17 protein-coding genes are annotated in these 18008 nt (G+C 56.3%); 10 read left to right on the top strand and 7 right to left on the bottom strand.

The genetic code is table 11. From position 1 onward, the window contains the following. The first annotated feature begins 45 nt into the window (after positions 1–45). The 3 genes from AABO57_11895 to AABO57_11905 all read left to right on the top strand — a co-directional run bounded on the left by AABO57_11895 (position 46) and on the right by AABO57_11905 (position 3129). Positions 46–1185: a citrate synthase gene (locus AABO57_11895; protein MEK6286436.1), complete on the top strand. Its 1140-nt coding sequence runs from the start codon at positions 46–48 to the stop codon at positions 1183–1185. 201 nt (positions 1186–1386) lie between these two features. Continuing rightward, a complete protein-coding gene (locus AABO57_11900; protein ID MEK6286437.1) occupies positions 1387–1893 on the top strand; it encodes a hypothetical protein in 507 nt (168 codons plus the stop codon). 180 nt (positions 1894–2073) lie between these two features. Then, complete coding sequence (locus AABO57_11905) at positions 2074–3129, top strand: SH3 domain-containing protein (GenBank protein MEK6286438.1); 1056 nt, start codon at positions 2074–2076, stop codon at positions 3127–3129. 49 nt (positions 3130–3178) lie between these two features. Here the strand turns inward: AABO57_11905 and AABO57_11910 are convergent, their stop codons facing one another. From AABO57_11910 to AABO57_11925, 4 genes are all read right to left on the bottom strand, one after another. After that, complete coding sequence (locus AABO57_11910; protein MEK6286439.1) at positions 3179–3886, bottom strand: Fic family protein; 708 nt, start codon at positions 3884–3886, stop codon at positions 3179–3181. A 94-nt stretch (positions 3887–3980) separates the two neighbouring features. Beyond that, complete coding sequence (locus tag AABO57_11915; GenBank protein ID MEK6286440.1) at positions 3981–4292, bottom strand: hypothetical protein; 312 nt, start codon at positions 4290–4292, stop codon at positions 3981–3983. 57 nt (positions 4293–4349) lie between these two features. Beyond that, entirely contained in the window at positions 4350–5651 is a 1302-nt protein-coding gene (locus tag AABO57_11920) for an amidohydrolase family protein (protein ID MEK6286441.1), read from the bottom strand. A gap of 145 nt (positions 5652–5796) precedes the next feature. Beyond that, a complete protein-coding gene (locus AABO57_11925) occupies positions 5797–6477 on the bottom strand; it encodes a methyltransferase domain-containing protein (protein MEK6286442.1) in 681 nt (226 codons plus the stop codon). 182 nt (positions 6478–6659) lie between these two features. Between AABO57_11925 and AABO57_11930 the strand changes: the two genes are divergently transcribed. The 6 genes from AABO57_11930 (at position 6660) to AABO57_11955 (ending at position 12168) form a co-directional block, all read left to right on the top strand. Next, positions 6660–7490, top strand: a complete 831-nt coding sequence (locus AABO57_11930) for a class II aldolase/adducin family protein (protein MEK6286443.1) — start codon at positions 6660–6662, stop codon at positions 7488–7490. A 109-nt stretch (positions 7491–7599) separates the two neighbouring features. Continuing rightward, complete coding sequence (gene eutM / locus AABO57_11935) at positions 7600–7887, top strand: ethanolamine utilization microcompartment protein EutM (protein MEK6286444.1); 288 nt, start codon at positions 7600–7602, stop codon at positions 7885–7887. A 111-nt stretch (positions 7888–7998) separates the two neighbouring features. Then, positions 7999–8271, top strand: coding sequence for a EutN/CcmL family microcompartment protein (locus AABO57_11940; protein ID MEK6286445.1), 273 nt, complete (start codon positions 7999–8001; stop codon positions 8269–8271). A gap of 73 nt (positions 8272–8344) precedes the next feature. Then, on the top strand, positions 8345–10084 hold the full coding sequence (locus AABO57_11945) for an NAD+ synthase (GenBank protein MEK6286446.1): 1740 nt from the start codon (positions 8345–8347) through the stop codon (positions 10082–10084). Between the two features lie 75 nt (positions 10085–10159). Further along, complete coding sequence (locus AABO57_11950; GenBank protein ID MEK6286447.1) at positions 10160–10678, top strand: hypothetical protein; 519 nt, start codon at positions 10160–10162, stop codon at positions 10676–10678. Next, positions 10675–12168: a hypothetical protein gene (locus tag AABO57_11955; protein ID MEK6286448.1), complete on the top strand. Its 1494-nt coding sequence runs from the start codon at positions 10675–10677 to the stop codon at positions 12166–12168. The genes AABO57_11950 and AABO57_11955 overlap by 4 nt, the downstream gene beginning before the upstream one ends. A gap of 126 nt (positions 12169–12294) precedes the next feature. Here AABO57_11955 and AABO57_11960 read toward each other — a convergent pair whose 3' ends face one another. The 3 genes from AABO57_11960 to AABO57_11970 all read right to left on the bottom strand — a co-directional run bounded on the left by AABO57_11960 (position 12295) and on the right by AABO57_11970 (position 17421). Beyond that, positions 12295–12753, bottom strand: coding sequence for a group 1 truncated hemoglobin (locus AABO57_11960; GenBank protein ID MEK6286449.1), 459 nt, complete (start codon positions 12751–12753; stop codon positions 12295–12297). Positions 12754–13419: 666 nt separating this feature from the next. Further along, positions 13420–16818, bottom strand: a complete 3399-nt coding sequence (locus AABO57_11965; protein MEK6286450.1) for a glycosyl hydrolase — start codon at positions 16816–16818, stop codon at positions 13420–13422. 150 nt (positions 16819–16968) lie between these two features. After that, positions 16969–17421 (bottom strand): lipocalin-like domain-containing protein, encoded by a 453-nt coding sequence (locus AABO57_11970; protein MEK6286451.1) that lies wholly within the window; start codon positions 17419–17421, stop codon positions 16969–16971. A 179-nt stretch (positions 17422–17600) separates the two neighbouring features. On the opposite strand from AABO57_11970, the gene AABO57_11975 reads away from it, so the two are divergent. Further along, entirely contained in the window at positions 17601–17990 is a 390-nt protein-coding gene (locus AABO57_11975) for a response regulator (protein ID MEK6286452.1), read from the top strand. Positions 17991–18008: the final 18 nt, after the last annotated feature.

The following is an 18008-nucleotide window of genomic DNA, read 5'->3' on the forward strand; positions in this document are numbered from 1 at the left end:
CAGAAAAATCGCAAAAAGCAATGACCGACTGAAAGGAAGAGTAAGATGCCGGGTGAAGCCAACGTAGCCAAGGCTGGCCTCGAAGGAATAGTTGCTGCCGAGTCTCGAATCAGCGACGTAAACGGCGACGAAGGTAAGCTCATCTATTGCGGGTACGATATTCACGACCTCGCCGAGCACTCGACTTTTGAAGAGGTTGTGTATCTGCTTTGGCATGGTCAGCTTCCCACTCGCGCCGCGCTTGACGAGCTCAAGCAGCAACTCAGCCGCGAAACAAGCCTCCCAGTTCAAATTCAAGAGCTGATTGTTAGCGCGACTCCTAAGAACGCGAACCCGATGGACATGCTGCGCACGGTCGTCTCCGCGCTGGCGCTCTACGATCCGGACGGCCCGGATATGTCGGAAGAGGCAAACCAGCGCAAGGCTATTCGATTGACGGCCAAGTTCCCGACCATAGTCACGACTTTCCAGCGAGTGCGCAACGGGCTGGAGCCGGTCGAGCCGCGCAAAGACCTATCACTGGCCGCTAACTTTCTTTTCACACTACGCGGCGAGGAACCCGATGAGGTTTCGACTCGCACGATGGATTTAGCTTTTGTCTTGCACGCCGATCATGAGCTGAACGCTTCGACCTTTGCCGCGCGAGTCACCGCCGCAACGTTGTCCGATATGTACTCGGCGATCGTGTCGGCGATCGGCACGTTGAAGGGCCCGCTGCACGGGGGCGCAAATGAAGGAGTGATCAAGAACCTGCTTGAAATCGGCTCGGTCGACAATGTCGAAGCCTGGGTGAAGAAGGCCCTTGTCGAAAAGAAGAAGATCATGGGATTCGGTCACAGGGTCTATCACACAGAAGATCCTCGGGCGACTCATCTCCGCGAGATGTCCGGGCTTCTGGGCGAGCGCACCGGCGAGAAGAAATGGTACGAGATGTCGCGCAAGATGGAAGAAGTGATGATGCGCGAGAAGCACTTGAACCCGAACGTGGACTTTTACTCGGCTTCGACCTACTACGCGCTCGGTATTCCTACCGACCTGTTCACGCCGATTTTCGCTTGCAGCCGCATCTCCGGGTGGACAGCGCACGTGCTCGAACAGTACAGGAACAACCGGCTGATTCGGCCACGAGCTGAGTACATTGGCCCGCGCGGATTGAAGTACATTCCTATTGAACAGCGTGACTAAAAGTGAGTCCTCGACGAAGTTGATGGAGCTCGATTCTTCCTGGTCCCCTCGCAACTTGCCTGACATCACGCGCATTTAGTCGTATAATCCACGCGAGTGGACTGCAGCCCGGGAGACTATGAGATTAGTCCTTCCTAAATGTTTGCCTTCCCCAAGGTCGCGAAGCTTACGCGATCAACGTACATTAACGGAGGTCCCCATATGAGAGCGAAACTCGTGACGTTCGGATTCACCGCAGCCGCAATTCTAGCGCTAGTGCTTCAGGCTTCATCGCAGGCTATCGCACAAGGAAACGCCAACAAACCTGCCGCCGCAAAGAAGGCGAAGCCGGCGCCTAAACCCCCTGAAGCTAAACCAGCTCCACCCGCCCCTGCCGCCGGGGAGGCAACGATGGCTGCCAAACCGAAGCCCAAACCGAAGCCAAAACGAAAAGCCTCGATGGCGATGGCGGGCGTCCCCATGGGCGCGCCAGCTTGCATTAAGCACCTGACCAAGATGGCGGAAAAGGATCCCTTGATCGACTACGACGGGCATCCGTCGGAGATCATCAACGGCGGCCTGCTCTGGAACGACCCCAAGTCCCGCTGCTCAATTGCCGGCGACGAAGCGACGAAGAAGAAGGTGGTCGAGCTGGCAATCGCGTGGCGGAGCAAGGACGCCTCGAAGGTGCGCTCGCTTCTCCAGGAGCTCGAAGGTATGGCCAAGTAGAACTGGCCGATCGCAAAGCGCGGCTGTTCCGGGTGGTGGTGCGAGCTGACAGGCCCGTGCCACCATTCGGTGCATATAACTTTCCCTTCCTCTATACCCGCCCGCCCGAGCGCAACCATGTCGTTGCTTGACATGCCCAGACACGCTCGGATAGGTTCTACTTAACCCAAACCATTTAAGATGCAAAAGACAACAATATCGGTCAAGCGGATTACTGTCGGTTGTGCTGTCGCGCTGGCCAGCTTGTTGATCGCCGGGTGCGGCTTGCTGTCTTCCGATGCAAAGATCGATGAAGGCATAGTCATCGCTCCGAAGCTGAAGATTCGCTCGTCCACTGCCCTCGCTGCGCTCGATCTCGCAGAAGTGAAACGCGGCGACCGACTCGAGATACTCGAGCAGGCCCAGGTGAAGACGCCGACGCGCACCAACGAGTGGTACAAAGTCAGAACGAAAACCAAAGACGCGACCGAAGGGTGGGTCGAGGCGCGCTACGTCATAAACAAGCCGGTCGTAGACAAAACGCAAGAGCTTTACGAAAAATCGAAGACGATATCCTCACAAGCCACCGGCCGCTTGAAGGTTCAGACTAAGCTCAGAGTCGATCCGGGCGGCGACGTTATTACCTACCTGAGTCGCGGGACGATGGTTGACATCGTCGGCAAGACTCGCACAACGATCAAGCCTGAAAAGCAACAGGAAGCCGACGACAGCGAAGATACCGACGAGCCTGAAACCCGCACCGTCATCTGGTACCAGATTCGTCTCCCCGAAACGGAAGTCCTGCGCGCGGGCTGGGTGGGTGCGCAGCAGGTGCAACTCGATACGCCCGACGAAATACTCTACCTCGAAGGCGAAGGGCGGCGCTTCACCGGCTGGGTTGTGTTTGATCAGACGAAGACCAAAAAGGGCGAGTTGAAGGACAACTACATCGCTCTGATGAAGAACCTGAGCACCGAAGGTCCGATCGATTTCACCCGGCTCTGGGTGTTGATTTACGCGCCGGATCAGGGTCGATACGTGGGCGCGAGAATCGAAGACGGATTACACGGCGTTCTGCCCGTCGCCATTCACCCCGACCATAAGGGCTTTACCATTCACGAGCTCGACGAGAACGGTAAGCCCGTCGCTGTCGAGTATGAAGCGATTCGCCGCGATGCCAGTCACTTGACTGTCAACCGCCTCTCACCGAAGTTCGTTTACAAGAAACAACCGGGCAAGCGTAAGGCAAAGAGCTAAATGTAAGGGAAGACTTCGGTACCGGCGGAAGCTGTACGCGTCGGCCGCTTTACCTTTTATCCTTGTTCTCCTCTATTGCCCGGATCATTTTCTCGAGCGAGCGCTCGACGGCTTCGGCTATAAGCTCGACCATCGGTTTTGTGTTCATTCGGATTCCTTCATCAAGCGCGGCGCGATAGGCTGCATGCTTTTCTGGTTTGATGATGATGGGTGGAAGCTCGCGGCGCAGGGTGAATAGACTTGCGGCCAGCAGCGCGGTCCGCTCGTTCGCCGCCTCGAAGGGCTGCATTTCGATCAGCCGCAGAAAGACGATTGAAGCCTGCTCGACGGGATGAAGCTCAGTAAAGGAGTCGGCGGTGTACCACTGGCAGGCGCTGTCGATCATCACCGGCAGAGCCTCAGCCGGCGCAGGCTTCACGCGCCGAGCCTCACCCGCGCTGCTACGAAACGCCGAGGCTTCTCCGGGTACCTTGTGAAGGCTGAGAAGCAGGTCGGCGGTGAGTCTCGCAGCTTGGCCCTTCGCGCGAACCAAAGAAGTAACCGTCCGCAGCGACTCGAGCAGAGCCGTCGCCGATCGGTCGCTATCCGTCGCGGCGACAGAAACGGACCCGGCCCGCGCGACATCCTCGTGCTCCACCGCCACGCCTTCAAGTCTGAGCGTCGAATAGACGAACTCGGTCTCCGCCCACCGCTCGAGCGCTTCTCTCTGCTCCGCCGAGAGCTGAAGCTCGGTTAGCTGTTTGTGTTTCTGATTCACCCTGCTTATCCACTCGGAGGTGGCTCGAGTGAACAGGATCGTTGGAGTTCTTCTCTCGGGAGGTTTTGGCATGTTGTTCGAGCCGGTGCGTTGCTCAGCCCGGAATGCGAGGCACTTCGATTTTCAAATCGGGTTCGTTGTGTATGAAGGTTATTTGCAACGTGCCCGCTACGTCGGTTGTCTGAGACCCTTCGCCGGCGGACTCATTGCTCGCGCTGAAGCTTGCGAATGAATCATTGCTTTCCCTGGTCAACCGCAGATCGGCAGCCGCCAGCGCTTCGCGAAGCCGCGCCACTCGGTTGCCTGGAATTTCAAAACTGAAGCAGACCGATACATTCGAGAACTGTTTCACGTCAAGCACCCACGCGGCGCTGGCGGCTAGCGCAGACCTGACGCGCGCGATCATTTCGCCTCGGTTCGCTCGGGTGACGGCATTAATTCTCAGGAACTGTGGAACCACACTTCATTTATAGCGAGTCCCGTGCTTGATCACCATACCGACATTCTGAAGCAGGTCGATATAACGAAGCACGTCGCCGCGCACCGCGATGATGTCGGCGTATTTTCCTTCGCTGACCGTTCCAACCTGGCTGTCGACTTTCATCAGCACAGAAGGCCAGTAAGTTGCGGCTCGAATCGCGGTCATCGGGTCGACGCCGAAATGATTGACCCACGCATCAAGCTCGTGCCACGTGCTCTGGCTGTGAAACTTCATCGGTATGCCGCTATCAGTGCCGATCAAAAGCACGACACCTGACTCGGCGAGTTGCTGAAACTTTCTCTTTAGCGTCGGCCGCCGGTTGGGCGTGATTTGAAAATAAGGAAGCCGGTCCGGATGTTCGAGGGATTGCTTTATGTCCGCGACAATCGCCTCGGTCAAGCCAACCTGCCAGGACGGATCATCCAATGCTTCGCGGTTTTCGCGCACGTACTCGTAATTCAACAAGCCCTCAATCGTAGGCGTCCAAAACAGCGGACCGAGGCTCATCTTCGCAGTTCGTTCGCGCAGCAGGGCGACGATGTCCGGCGGGTATTCAGGGGCGGCGGCCAGCCCGGTGTGTTCGAAGCAATCGACGCCGGCTTGAAGCCCTCGGCGAATCTCTTCCGGGCGATGCGAGTGAGCGACGACCGTCAGCCGATGCTTGTGAGCTTCATCGACCACGGCTTGCACTTCTTCCATGGTCATCTGGTCCTGATCGATGAGCTTGATGCAGTTGACTCCCGCTTCGGCCAGCTTGCGCACCTTGTCGCGGGCATCTGCGGCGCCATTGGTTCCCCATCGAAAATACTCAGTGCCCGGGTACGGCTCGTGTTGAATGAAGGGCCCCGATACATAGAGCGTTGGCCCCGGCAGCTTGCCCGCGTTGATCCGATCGCGTACGGATAGGCTCTCTTTGAGCGGCCCGCCGAGGTCGCGCGCGCTGGTGACACCGGCCATCAGCAGTTGCTTCGCCGAAGCCGGCATGATTACGTTTTCGAACTGGGGCGTATAGGTCTTGTCCCAGTGCGCGTAGTCGCTGTGGCCGTTGATCATCAGGTGAACGTGCATGTCCCAAAGCCCTGGCAGAACGGACATGCCTTCGGTTGAGATGACTTCAGCGCCTTTCGGAATCGCGAGCGAGCCGACTTGCCCGACGGCCTTGATACGCTCGCCATCGATAATGATGACGCTGTTGCGAATGGGCTTGCTGCCGAAGCCATCGATGAGCGTGCCGCCGACGAGCGCTTTGATGGTTTGCGATTGGGCCGGCGCCGAAATGTTCATCGCCAGAAGAGCGAGCGCGCCAACGAGCGCAAGTGATAACGAGAAACCCCGAGATGTTTTCATCCGATTCTCCTCGACCGAATTGTAGTATGAAGTGCGCGCACACCAAAGTTGCGATGAACCACGGGAAGGCTGAAGTTCAGGGCTAGGATTTTCTCGCCGTCAATACCAACAGCACTGGAAAGCCCAGATATTTCGCCGCCGCGTGAACCGACGCGGCCAGTTCTTCGTCGCCAGTGAACTCGCGCACCTCGACGTCAACGAACCCAGCGTCTTCGAAGATATCGACGTGCTCCCGGACTGTGTAGTGAAATGCGCCCAGCCGATACTCAACCCCTTCTTGCTCGAAGTTCGCTTCGATTCCAGCCGCCGACATCTGCGGATGGTAGACAGAGAAGACCAACCTGCCGCCTGGTTTCAGCACCAGATAGAACTCGCGCGAAACTGCGCCAAGGTCGCTCAAGTGCTCGCCTATTAGGGCGCACAGGGCCGCGTCGAAGGTTCCAGGCTTGAAGGGCAGCGGGCGCTCAAGGTCCGCTAACGCAAGAGGCGCGTTTGGGTAGTGGCGATGCGCGACCTTCAACATGCCGGGCGCGAAGTCGATTCCAATCGGCATGGTTCCCGCCGAAAGCAGTTGCCTTAAATGTCTTCCAGTACCGCAGCCGGCGTCGAGTATCAGTTCGCCGCCCTGCGCTGCGAGCGCCTTGCTAGTATGTCGCGAATCCATCGACACCACCGGGTTGGGCGTCGAGTCATAGGTTTTTGACCAGAGGTCATACCCCTGGCGCGCGCTAACTCTCTCGATCTTCCTTCCAGGAGGTAGCATAGACTTTAGTCTGTGTCTCGTGATTACCGTACAAGAAGAATCACCCGGACACAGACTAAAGTCTATGCTACGAGGCTTCCGCGCTTGACAGCAACTCGGATAGCACGTGACACTTTGAGGCGCTTACCAGGATTGATACAATCGATCGTTGGTAAGTTGTTCTCCGCAGGTAAGCAGCAACAATGCAAACGGAACGCGAACTTAGACAGCAGATCGTCGAGATAGGCCGCCGCATTTACGAGCTAGGATTCGTCGCGGCATCCGATGGCAACGTCAGCGCGAGGCTTACGGACGGGACGATACTCACCACGCCCACGATGGTGTGCAAAGGGCGTATGACGGAAGACATGCTCGTGCTGGTGGACATCGACGGCAAAAAACGCCGGCGCGACGAGCGGAATCCTTCGTCCGAGTTCGCGATGCACAAGACAATCTATCAACTGCGTCCGGATGTTCACGCGGTGGTACACGCGCATCCCCCTTTCGGGACGGGCTTCGCGGTAGCGAATGTTCCGCTCGATAAGCCGTTGCTGTCCGAGGTTATACTGACCCTTGGATGCGTGCCGCTAACGGGTTACGGCACGCCCTCTACAGACGAGCTGCCTGCGTCGCTGGCGCCGTTCATTCCACATCACGATGCGTTATTGTTAGCGAACCACGGCGCGGTCGCGTACGGGCCGGATCTCGAGCTGGCATTCGCGCGGATGGAAACGCTCGAGCATTTTGCAAAGATAACCCTGGTCGCTCGATTAGTCGGGAAACCGCGCGAACTGCCGCCCGAGGCGATTGAAAAGCTGTTAGACGTGCGCGAGCGAGCGGGTTACATGCCCGCGGGGGCGCGAGGCTGTCAGGCTTGTGGTTTTTCGCACGGACACGCCTCGACCTGTGCCGTTGGGAGCGCGACTCGATCTTACGGCACGAATGGAGATGATACGGTGACGCTGACTCGTAAAGAGTTGACGGCGCTTATTACCGAAGCAGCGCGACTAGTCGCGCGAGAAATGAAACAATGAGATTGCAGATTGCCGATTTCCGATTGCCGATTTCGGATTAGATGGCCACGATCCGAGTGTGGACCGTCAAATCGGCAATCGGCAATTCAGGATTCGAAAGGGAGATTCTATGGAAGCGCTTGGAATGATCGAGACGAAGGGGTTGGTAGCGATGATCGAAGCGGCTGACGCGATGGTGAAGGCCGCTAACGTGACGCTGATCGGTTATGAAAAGATCGGCGCCGGGCTGGTCACCGCCATCGTACGCGGTGACGTCGCGGCGGTGAAAGCGGCGACCGATGCAGGCGCGGCGGCGGCCAGGCGTGTTGGCGAGCTTGTTAGCGTTCACGTCATCCCGCGTCCGCACTCGGCGGTAGACGAGAACATGCCGGTCACTTACGAGTCGCGCGAAAAATGAGGAAGACGTCCGTGGTCAGTAGTCCGTAGTCCGTAGTCCGTAGTCCAGATTGTTCGGACTACTTTGACCACTGACCACCGACCACTGACCACTGACCGCTGACCACTGATTATGATTCTTGCTCGAATAGTTGGAACGGTAGTGGCCACCCGCAAGGACGATCGCCTTCACGGGAGAAAGCTGCTTGTCGCTCGGTTAGTGGGCGTTGATGGCCAGGACGAGAAAGGCCATCTCGTCGCGGTCGACACGGTGGGCGCGGGAATCCACGAAGTCGTCTTGATAGTGCAGGGCAGCTCTGCGCGAATGGCCTTCGGGTGCAAGGAGTGTCCGATTGACGCCGCGGTTGTAGGCATAGTTGATACCGTTGAAGTCAGTAGTCCGTAGTCCGTGGTCCGTAGCTCGTTGCTCGTTGCTCGACCAGAAACTACGGACTACTGACTACGGACCACGGACTCTCATGAACACCATTCGAGTAGCGCTGGCCCAGATCAATGCGACGGTGGGCGACCTTTCGGGCAACACTCGCCTGGTGCTCGACTACATCGCCCGAGCGCGAACGGCCGGCGCGGACCTCGTCGCATTTCCCGAGCTCGCACTCACCGGTTACCCTCCCGAAGACTTGCTGCTCAAGCCTCATTTCGTGCGCGATAACCTTGACGCGCTCGACAGAATAATCGCCGCGGCAAATGATCTGATAGTCATCGTGGGCTTCGTCGATACGGACGGCTCGGATATCTATAACGCGGCGGCGGTGATCGCCGGCGGAAAGCTCGTGAATTCCTATCACAAGAACTTTCTACCTAACTACGGAGTGTTCGACGAAGAGCGGTATTTTCAGCGGGGCACTACCTGCCCGGTTTTTTTGTTGGGGGAAGCGCGCATCGGCTTAAACATTTGCGAAGATATTTGGTACCCCGGTGGCCCAACAAAGATGCAGGCGCTGGTGGGCGACGCGCACCTCGTCATCAATATCTCTTCATCGCCCTACCATGCCGGCAAGATACCGGATCGCGAACGGATGCTGTGCACGCGAGCCGAAGACAACGCAGTTGCGCTTGCTTACTGCAATCTGATCGGCGGGCAGGATGAGCTGGTCTTCGACGGTAACAGCGTGATCATCGACGAAGACGGCCGTATCATCGCGCGCGGCTCCGCGTTTGCCGAGGACCTGGTTTTGGCCGACATCAACATCGAACGAGTTTTCTCAGAGCGGTTACACGATCCGCGCCGCCGCCGAGAGAAGCTCAAGGCAAGCGCGGGCGATTCACTTTATCTGGTCGAGCTCGGAAACGGTTTGCGGCCTGCGCCGAACAGGCCGCCGCTCGATGTTCGGCTAAATGAAAGGCTCGAACAAACGGAAGAGATCTACACGGCGCTGGTCACCGGCACGCGCGATTACGTGCGCAAGAACGGCTTCGATAAGGTCTACCTCGGTCTGTCGGGGGGCATCGATTCGGCGTTGACGGCGGTGATCGCCGCCGATGCGATCGGCCCCGACGGTGTGAACGGCGTCTTCATGCCTACGCGATATTCGTCTTCGGAGTCGGGGCGTGATGCAAGCCGGCTCGCCGAAAACCTCGGCATGCATTTTCAAGTGATCGAGATCGAAGAGACGTTCAAACAGTATCTCCAGATGATGGCCCCGGCGTTCAACGGGCTTGCGGAAGACACGACGGAAGAGAATCTCCAAGCCCGTATCCGCGGCAACATCCTCATGGCGCTGTCAAACAAGTTTCACGGGCTGGTGCTATCGACCGGCAACAAGAGCGAGATGAGCGTAGGTTACTCGACGCTTTACGGGGATATGGCCGGCGGATTCGCGGTGTTGAAGGATGTGCCCAAGACTCTTGTGTACGAGCTTGCGCGGTTCGTCAACCGTCGAGGCGCTCGGCCGGTGATCCCGGAATATGTAATCACCCGCCCGCCTTCCGCCGAGCTGCGCCCGGACCAAAAGGACCAGGACACGCTGCCGCCTTACTCCGTGCTGGATGAGATTCTCGAGGCTTACATCGAAAAAGACATGAGCGCTGAGGAAATCGCGGATTCCGGATTTGACCTTGAAACCGTTCGATGGGTTGTGAACCGGGTGGACTTTGCCGAGTACAAGCGGCGCCAGTCAGCACCGGGCATAAAGATCACTCCGCGCGCATTCGGCCGCGACCGGCGCATGCCGATCACGAATAAGTATCACAATTGACAGCTATCGTCATCGACAGCGAGATTGATAGTGCGGGTCCCAATGTAGACGGCCTATTCAGTTGCGGTGCGATGAATGAGTGGGATCAAGAGCCCTAAGAAGACGTCGGTCATAACTGTGTATCACGGAAGAAAACTCTGGTCGGCGGGTGCCGTAATAATGGCTCCTGCCATAGAGTACCAACTTGCTCGTCGAAGAGCGTTCAAAGAGGCGCGCTCATTCGCGAGAGGACTTCTGGAACTGTTGACCGATTACAGCAATCCGAGCCTGCTGAATCTTGCGATGTACCAAGCGCAGGTCTCTGGTAAACAAAATCCTTTTGTATCCACATCTCCATCACGGGACATTGCGCGGTCGTTCGCTTTGTCTAGAGGCACTCCCGGTTATATAGTAACAATACAAGTTCCTATTGATGAGTTTTACGACTTTAACAAGGTACGATCGACATATGGTATTCCTCAACGTCCTGAGTTTGAGTGGCTTGAGGAACTGGGAATACCGCTCCAGATCGCTTCTCCCTTTGAAATAATAAGAGTAGACCGGGTAACCGGAGTAGTAGAGCACAAGACTACCATTTATAAGAAAAAAAAATGAAGCAAGTCACCAGCAAGACGAAAATATCGAGTGAGATACTATCCACAGCGCTTTCGCGTTCCCTAGAAAACCTTGGAATAGACATTGTTCGTTTCCAAACCCTAGCACTTGGCGAACGAAAACTGGCTCTTTGTGAGGCGATATATCGAACCGCTGGACACGCCCGTACAGAGATTGATTGGTATGCCGACCGAAGTGAACTTTATATGAAAGAGCTATGGGACTTTTCACCGGCACAAATAGACCAACATCAAACTATGGTCGATGCCCTAATCGCGTTAGTGTGCTTAGGGGAAGTATCCTACGTTCGCCCTTTGGTTGCCTATCTATCATTCCCAGAACCTAGATGGTCAATTCTGATATGTCCCGTACTAGAAGCCACGTCAAAGAAGTTCATTCGCACGCCCACTTATAGCATTCCAAGCGCTTCTGAACTGTCAGCTTGGCGAAAGTGGGCGGTGAAGCTGGCAGAGCCACCTATTCTAAAAGATTACGGAGACATTCTTTTATCAGAGTTTGATATAGGAAAGATGAAGTTAGAGTGGTCTTCAGAATTGAGCGACTTTTCTTGGTTACTAATGAGAAACGAATTCTTTGTAACGCCCTGGAAATATTTTAACGAAAGCGAAGCTAAATATTGCGCACTGAGATTATATGAACCCTTGAAAAGCGGGGATTGGACAGACTTCGCTGATACACTCGAGCAGTATGTTTATGCTGAAAGGCCGGCAAGCAATTTCAAGACAATAGTTGCCTGCATAAATGACATAATGCGGGAACTAAATTTGTCCAGGACTCGATTGAAGGAAGAATGGCTTAGTATCGTGAGTAAAGGAACCATAAGGCCGTTCACGGCTTTGGTACTGTTCCAGATACTAGAGCGACCAGGAAAAGACAGACAATTGGCTTACGAATTTGCCGAGCAATTATTAGGGAAAGGGACTTCCACCTCTACTATTTCAACGATGGTAAATCTCCTCTTACAATCGAGAAGCGGGCATTCAGTTTATCGGATAATAAAGACGTTCGCCGAGCTTGACAAAGAGCCGGCGAGAATTAGAGACATATTGAGTGATCTGTATCCTATGGCCTCTCACTTGGCATCGCTCTGGATAACGAATCTATTTGCTACGGAAATGGAGTATTTAATTATCCTAGGATCTGAACAACCCAAAAGTCGATCGACATTGTTAGGAATTGTGGCAAAGAAATTTACTGATAACGACAAAGACCTCCTGAAGTTGTCAGAATTCCAGCACTCGGAAAATCCCGACTGTAGACTGTTCTCTTATAAAATGAAGATACTCTCTGATCTGCGAGAGCCTCTTCAACGGCACTTGCACGATCGCGATATAAATACACTTTCCATGGTTTCGGAGTACAAGGATATATTCTATAGCTGGTTCGTCCGCTACGATCCTCTAGAAGCCAGCAGCTCGGCTAAATTGGGAGCTCTCCTGTTGAAGGAAAAAAATGAAAGAAATATCTAACTGGAGCTGAGCATCTTGGGCTTGTTTGTATCATACTGCGGACCCATTAGCCAAAGACCGGAGCCGCGAGGAACTCCCGACGAAGCTCCCCGCGCCGCGCATCGGAATAGACTAATGACTTCGCGCTTACGGCTTCTCTACGATATCTGCCTTCAAAGTCGAGATGGCCGCTGCTACTTCCTTTTGCTCCTTCTCGGGAACTTTGAACTTAGTGAGAGTCGCCACCAGATGTTTGACCGCGATGTTCCAATCCTCTTCGGTGATGCCGAGCCCCTTGTGCGACGTCTTCATATCACGGCCGATGTACACGCAAGGCCCGCCGGTCGCCGCGCACAATTGATCGACCACCAACTGCCGGATTCTCATCTTCGAATTGTCGCTGGCCCCCACAAAGAAGCGGCCGAGCGTCTTGTCGGTTGCCAGCCGCCCGATGAACTCATCGGTTACCGCGGCAAGCGCGTCGTATCCGCCAAGCCTCTTGTAGAGCGAGGCGCCGCTCTGAGCCGATGCCGTGCGAGCGGGTCCAACGCAAGATAGTAGAACAGCGATCGCAAGGGAAAGACCTAACAGGTGATTCTTCTTCACATTTTCCTCCTTAACTGATGTTTTTGGTTGTGGCAGCTAACCCAGCCTGTCTGCCTCGGTTCAATAAGTCTCCGAAAGGATCGATGATGATTAGCGAGCAACGAAACCGGGCCGCCGGCGTTCGGGCCGCTGATGATTACGTAGCCGAGCCCTGAATCGGATTGTTGGAAGGAGGAGGGCGCGAGAAGTGGACTGCTTCTCGCACCCCTCAGTTTGAGCCTCTCGACTCTCAGGCGAAAGTCGCGTTTGGCAGGGTTGAGGCTCAATGCCCTGAGCGCGAGGAGGGGATGGTTCTCCGCACCCAGGGGTACTTGGTGGCCGGCCGGAAGGAGGCCAGCCAAAACCGGCGGCTATTTGCTTGAGCGGAAGGACCGCCGTGTATGAATCCAGATGCCCGATCGCTCTCCTGCCCATCGACTGATTTTGTCTTCCCCTCCTACATGATCAGGACGGAAAGAGTGTTTCGTTTTTTGCAGAATTATTTAAGAAAAATCTCGAACGGGACGTGCTCGAAGTCTGATTTGAGGGCTAAACGTGGTGATAGCGAGGGTTCGTTCGGTGAGAATGCCTCTATGCCAACGGGACTATTAATCCCGTGGGGATTGCAGCTTAGGTGCTCGTTCGAGATCAGGCAAGCTGAAGCTTGAACTCTGAACCGCTCGGCCTTCAGTTATCCTTCCATTCCGGTATGCGCCCCGGAGTCCACGGTGCGCCTGCCGACTCCATTGCCTTCTCGAGCTTCGCAACGTCGCCTTCGACCAGCGCCCGCAATTGGGCGAGCACCTGTTCGAATTCTTGCGCGGCCGCGGCATAGTGGTCCTTCTGGGTTTGAGTGGGAGCCGACGTTGACATGCGTTGATCCGAAACGATCGTGCCGACTCGTTCGACGATCGACGGCGGAAGGATTTCCTGCCGCTGCCGAAGTGCGCTATCGCCACGCAACGCGCGGAGAATTTCGTTTGTGCGCTTCTCGATCGACGACGCGTCGGCGGTAAGCCTTGCTTCGGCGGCTGGGGTTTCGTGCAGCGCGCGCTTCATTTGGCCTAGCCGGGTCTTCAACTGGTTTGCAGTTTCCAATGCGCCGCTCACCGCTCGTTGAAGGCGCGCGACCTTCTGCTGAAATTCCACCAGCACGGCGCGATCTGGCGTCGGCATTGTAGCCTGGCCGTCGACAAAAACAGTGAACTCCTGCGGCGCTGAAAGCTGACCGGTCACGCCGTTCACCCGTTTTGAGACGGCCACGGTGTATTTGCCGGGGATAACCAGCGGGCCTCCCGGCGGTTCAGCAAACGGATCTTCTTCGCCGTCTGCGGGCCGTGGAGGCGCGAGCGTCGGAGCCGGATAACGAAGGTCCCAGCTCATGCGATTCATCCCTGGCGTGGCAGGCGCGTTCAGTCGCCGCACTACTCGACCCGATGAGTCCGTTATGGTGAAGATGATCGCGGGCGCTTCCTCCTCTTCTTCGGCGCTCAAGTCCGCAAGCGCGGGGTAGGGAAGCGGCGTGCCTTTTCGTTCGGCTTCTTTCTCGGCTTCCTGGCGCTTCTGCTTTTTAGTCTTCGGCGCTTCTTTCAGATGGTAGGTGAACGTCGCGCCGAACGGCGGGTTGTCCGCGGTGAAGAACGCTTCGCCCTGGAATGATTTTCCGCGCCCGCCGAGCGGCTGAGATTGGATGTACATCATCGCGTCTTTGACCGGGAACAGCGTAGCTTCTTGCGTAAGCATCTCAGGCTTCAATGCGCGAAGCGGCGCATAGTTGTCCAGGATGTAGATGCTCCGCCCGAACGTGCCGACTACCAGATCATTCTCCCGCTTTTGAATCGCGAGGTCGCGAACCGAGATTGTCGGCAGACCGCCTTTGAGTTGAATCCACTTCTGGCCGCCGTCGATGGTGAAGAACAATCCAAACTCGGTGCCGGCGAACAGCAGATTGGGATTGACGTGATCTTCTGCGAATGCCAGCACGGGTCCATTAGCCGGCAAGTTGCTCTTGATCGAAGCCCAGGACTTTCCGCGATCGGTGCTCTTGAGCAAGTAGGGCGCGAAGTCGCTTCTCTTGTGATTCTCAAACGCAGCATAGACCGTGTCGGCATCGTGTTGGGAAGCAGACAGGCGGCTCACATAAGTCATATCTGGCACGCCTGGGAAGCTCTCGATCTTGCGCCAGTTCTTTCCGGCGTCTTCGGTGATCTGAATCAACCCGTCGTCGGTCCCGACGTAAATCAACCCTTCCTTTTTTGGGGATTCCGCGAGCGCGGATGAGTTTCCGAACGGATCGGTCGAAGTGTGCTTTGCGACGGCGTCGGGTCCCCAGATCTTACCCATCACCGGCAGTTTGTTTCGATCCAGCGCGCGCGACAGTTGCCCGCTGATCAGTTTCCAGGTGTCTCCCCGGTCATCGCTGCGAAAGAGTTTGTCGGCGGCGAAGTACAGCCGCGTGTGTGAGTGCGGGCTGATGATAAACGGCGAGTCCCAGTTGAAGCGGAGCCCGTCTTCGCCCTTTCGCTCTCCGGGTTGGATGCCCATGCGTTCGCCGGTGCGTTTGTCGAAGCGCACGAGCGAGCCGTACTGCAGCTCGGCGTAGATCGTATTCGGGTCCTCCGGATCAACCTGAGTCCGGAACCCGTCGCCCCCGTGGGTGACGAACCAGTCTGAGTTGACGATCCCTGACGCGCTCCGGGTGCGAGACGGACCTCCAACGCTGTAGTTGTCCTGCATTCCCCCGTACACGTTGTAGAACGGCGTCGAGTTGTCAACAGTCACATCATAAAACTGGCCTAGCGGAAGATTGGATTTGAACTGCCAGTTCGCGCCTCGATCATAGCTCTCATATACGCCGCCGTCGCAGCCTACCAGGTAATGTCTGGTGTTATAGGGATCGATCCATATCACGTGATTGTCTACGTGCTTCGACTTTTCTCCCAGCCTTCGAAGAGTGCGCCCGCCATCGTCGGAGACCATCAGAAACACGTTCATCACGTAGATCCTGTCGAGTTCTTTCGGGTCGGCGAAGATCTGAGAGTAATACATCGCGGTGGTGTCAAATGGATTTCGCCGCTCCCAACTGCCTCCTCGATCCGTCGAGCGGAAGATCCCTCCCTTGGCGTCCGCGGCTTCAACTGTTGCGTAAAGCACGTTCGTATCGACGGGCGAGATGGCTAGGCCGATGCGGCCCATCTCGACCGTCGGCAGCCCGGCCCTGAGCTTGTTCCAGGTCGCTCCTGCGTCGGTCGATTTGTGAATTGCGCTCTCGGGTCCGCCATTGATCAAGGTCCAAACGTGACGCCGGCGTTGATACGAAGCGGCATAGATTGTGTCGGGATTGTTGGCATCGATCACAACGTCGGTCACGCCCGTGTTCTCGCTGATTGAGAGAATGTTCTTCCAGGTCTTGCCGCCATCGGTGGTCTTGAACAGTCCGCGATCGCCACCCGGTCCCCAGAGCGGGCCTTGAGCGGCTATGTAGACCGCATCCGAGTTGCGAGGATCGATGGCGATGCGGCCGATGCGCTCGGAGGCTTTCAAGCCGGCGTTTTTCCACGTCCTACCGCCATCGTCTGAGCGGTACACGCCGTCGCCATACGAGACGCTCCGCTGGCTGTTGTTCTCTCCGGTGCCGACCCACACCGTAAACGGGTTCTTCGGATCAATCGTGATAGTGCCGATCGAATACGAGCCTTCATTGTCGAAGACCGGAAGCCATGTGGTTCCGGAGTTGGTCGTCTTCCACACGCCCCCCGACGCGGCGCCGACGAGATAGCGGCTGTGATCGGTGGGATCAACCGCAATGCTGCACACGCGGCCCGAAGTAAAGGCAGGCCCGATGGAGCGAAGTCGCAGCCCTGCGAAGGTCGGAGCCGACATTGGATCTGGCGGTCTACGCGGTTCTTCTTTCTTAGGCTCTTCTGTTGGCTTGGCTGCCGACTCTTGCGCGCCCTTGTCTTGAGGCTTCTTCGCGTCGTCTTGCGTCGCGTTGTCGGGCTTTTCCTCCGGGGTGAACGCGGATAACCCTGTGGGCATCAGGACCGCAATCAAACTTGCGACGAGAAGAATACGGATGATTCTCACGGCAGTCCTCCGATGAAGAGTGTTCGTAGTTCGGCCTTCAGGCGGAAGTTCGTAGTTCAGAGTTCAAGCTTCAGCTTGCTTCCACGGCTTTACCCGATCGAATCACGCAAGCTGAAGCTTGAACTCTGAACTACGAACGGGTCGGGCGCGCTAAGGCAGCCGCTCGAAACTGAACTCGACACCCGGACTGGCGACCGGCTTGAGCGTTAGCTTCTTGCCGTCGAGCTTGTACTCCCACTTAGTCGTCGTTCCCATTGAAGACGGGCCTGCCTGCGCGAGCTGTAACAAGCTGATCACGTTGCCCTGTACCTCGAAAGTGCCACAAGTGGCGGCAAGACCCTGGAACGCCGCGACAATCTTTTTCGCGCGCTCTTCCTGGGGCTCGCTTTGCTCCCAGGTCTGGCGTCCGACGCTCGCCTTAACGAACGCCATATACTTGCCGTGCACAACGATCATCCCTTTTGCTTCGGCTTCAGTCTGACCGCCTCCCTCAAACTTCAGGCTGACGAATTTGTACGCGCCCTCGAGCTTCGGATCGGCCGCGAATACGTTCACCGCCGAGACGAGAACAATCAAAAGAACAAGTGCTGCTTTGAGTTTCATCAGAATTCTCCTTGGTTATGAACTGTGAATCGAGTCGGGAATGATACCGTCTGGCGCGCGATTCTATCAAGGAGAGGATAGACCACGGATGAGGCGATCTGACGGATTTACGCGGATCTGATCCGTGCGAATCCGTCGCATCAGTGTCATCCGCGGTCCATTCCGCTAGAATGTCGCTCATGACAACAGAGACAGATAGAGTCGCGATCCTGGTCGATGACATGTTCTTCACCGCGAAGATCAACGCTGCGGCGGCGGAATGCGGACGACAGATCGAGCGAGTCAAGTCGCGCGAGCAACTCGAGGGGCTTGTCGCGAAGCCGCCGTCGCTGGTGATCATCGATCTCAACTCTGATCGTTTGGACCCTCTCGAAGTGATCCGGCTTCTCAAATCACATTCTGAGTTGAGCGCGGTGCCGGTTGTCAGCTTCGTTTCGCACGTTCAGACCGAGCTAATCCGGCAGGCTCAAGCCGCGGGCTGCGATTATGTGTTGCCTCGGTCGGCGTTCACGCAGATGCTTTTGGAGATCGTTTCCGGGAACCTTGGCGCTCTCAGTAGGCGCGCGTAGAAGTGATGACACCCAAGC

Source organism: Acidobacteriota bacterium (assembly GCA_038040445.1).
Taxonomy (GTDB): domain Bacteria; phylum Acidobacteriota; class Blastocatellia; order UBA7656; family UBA7656; genus Onstottus_A; species Onstottus_A frigus.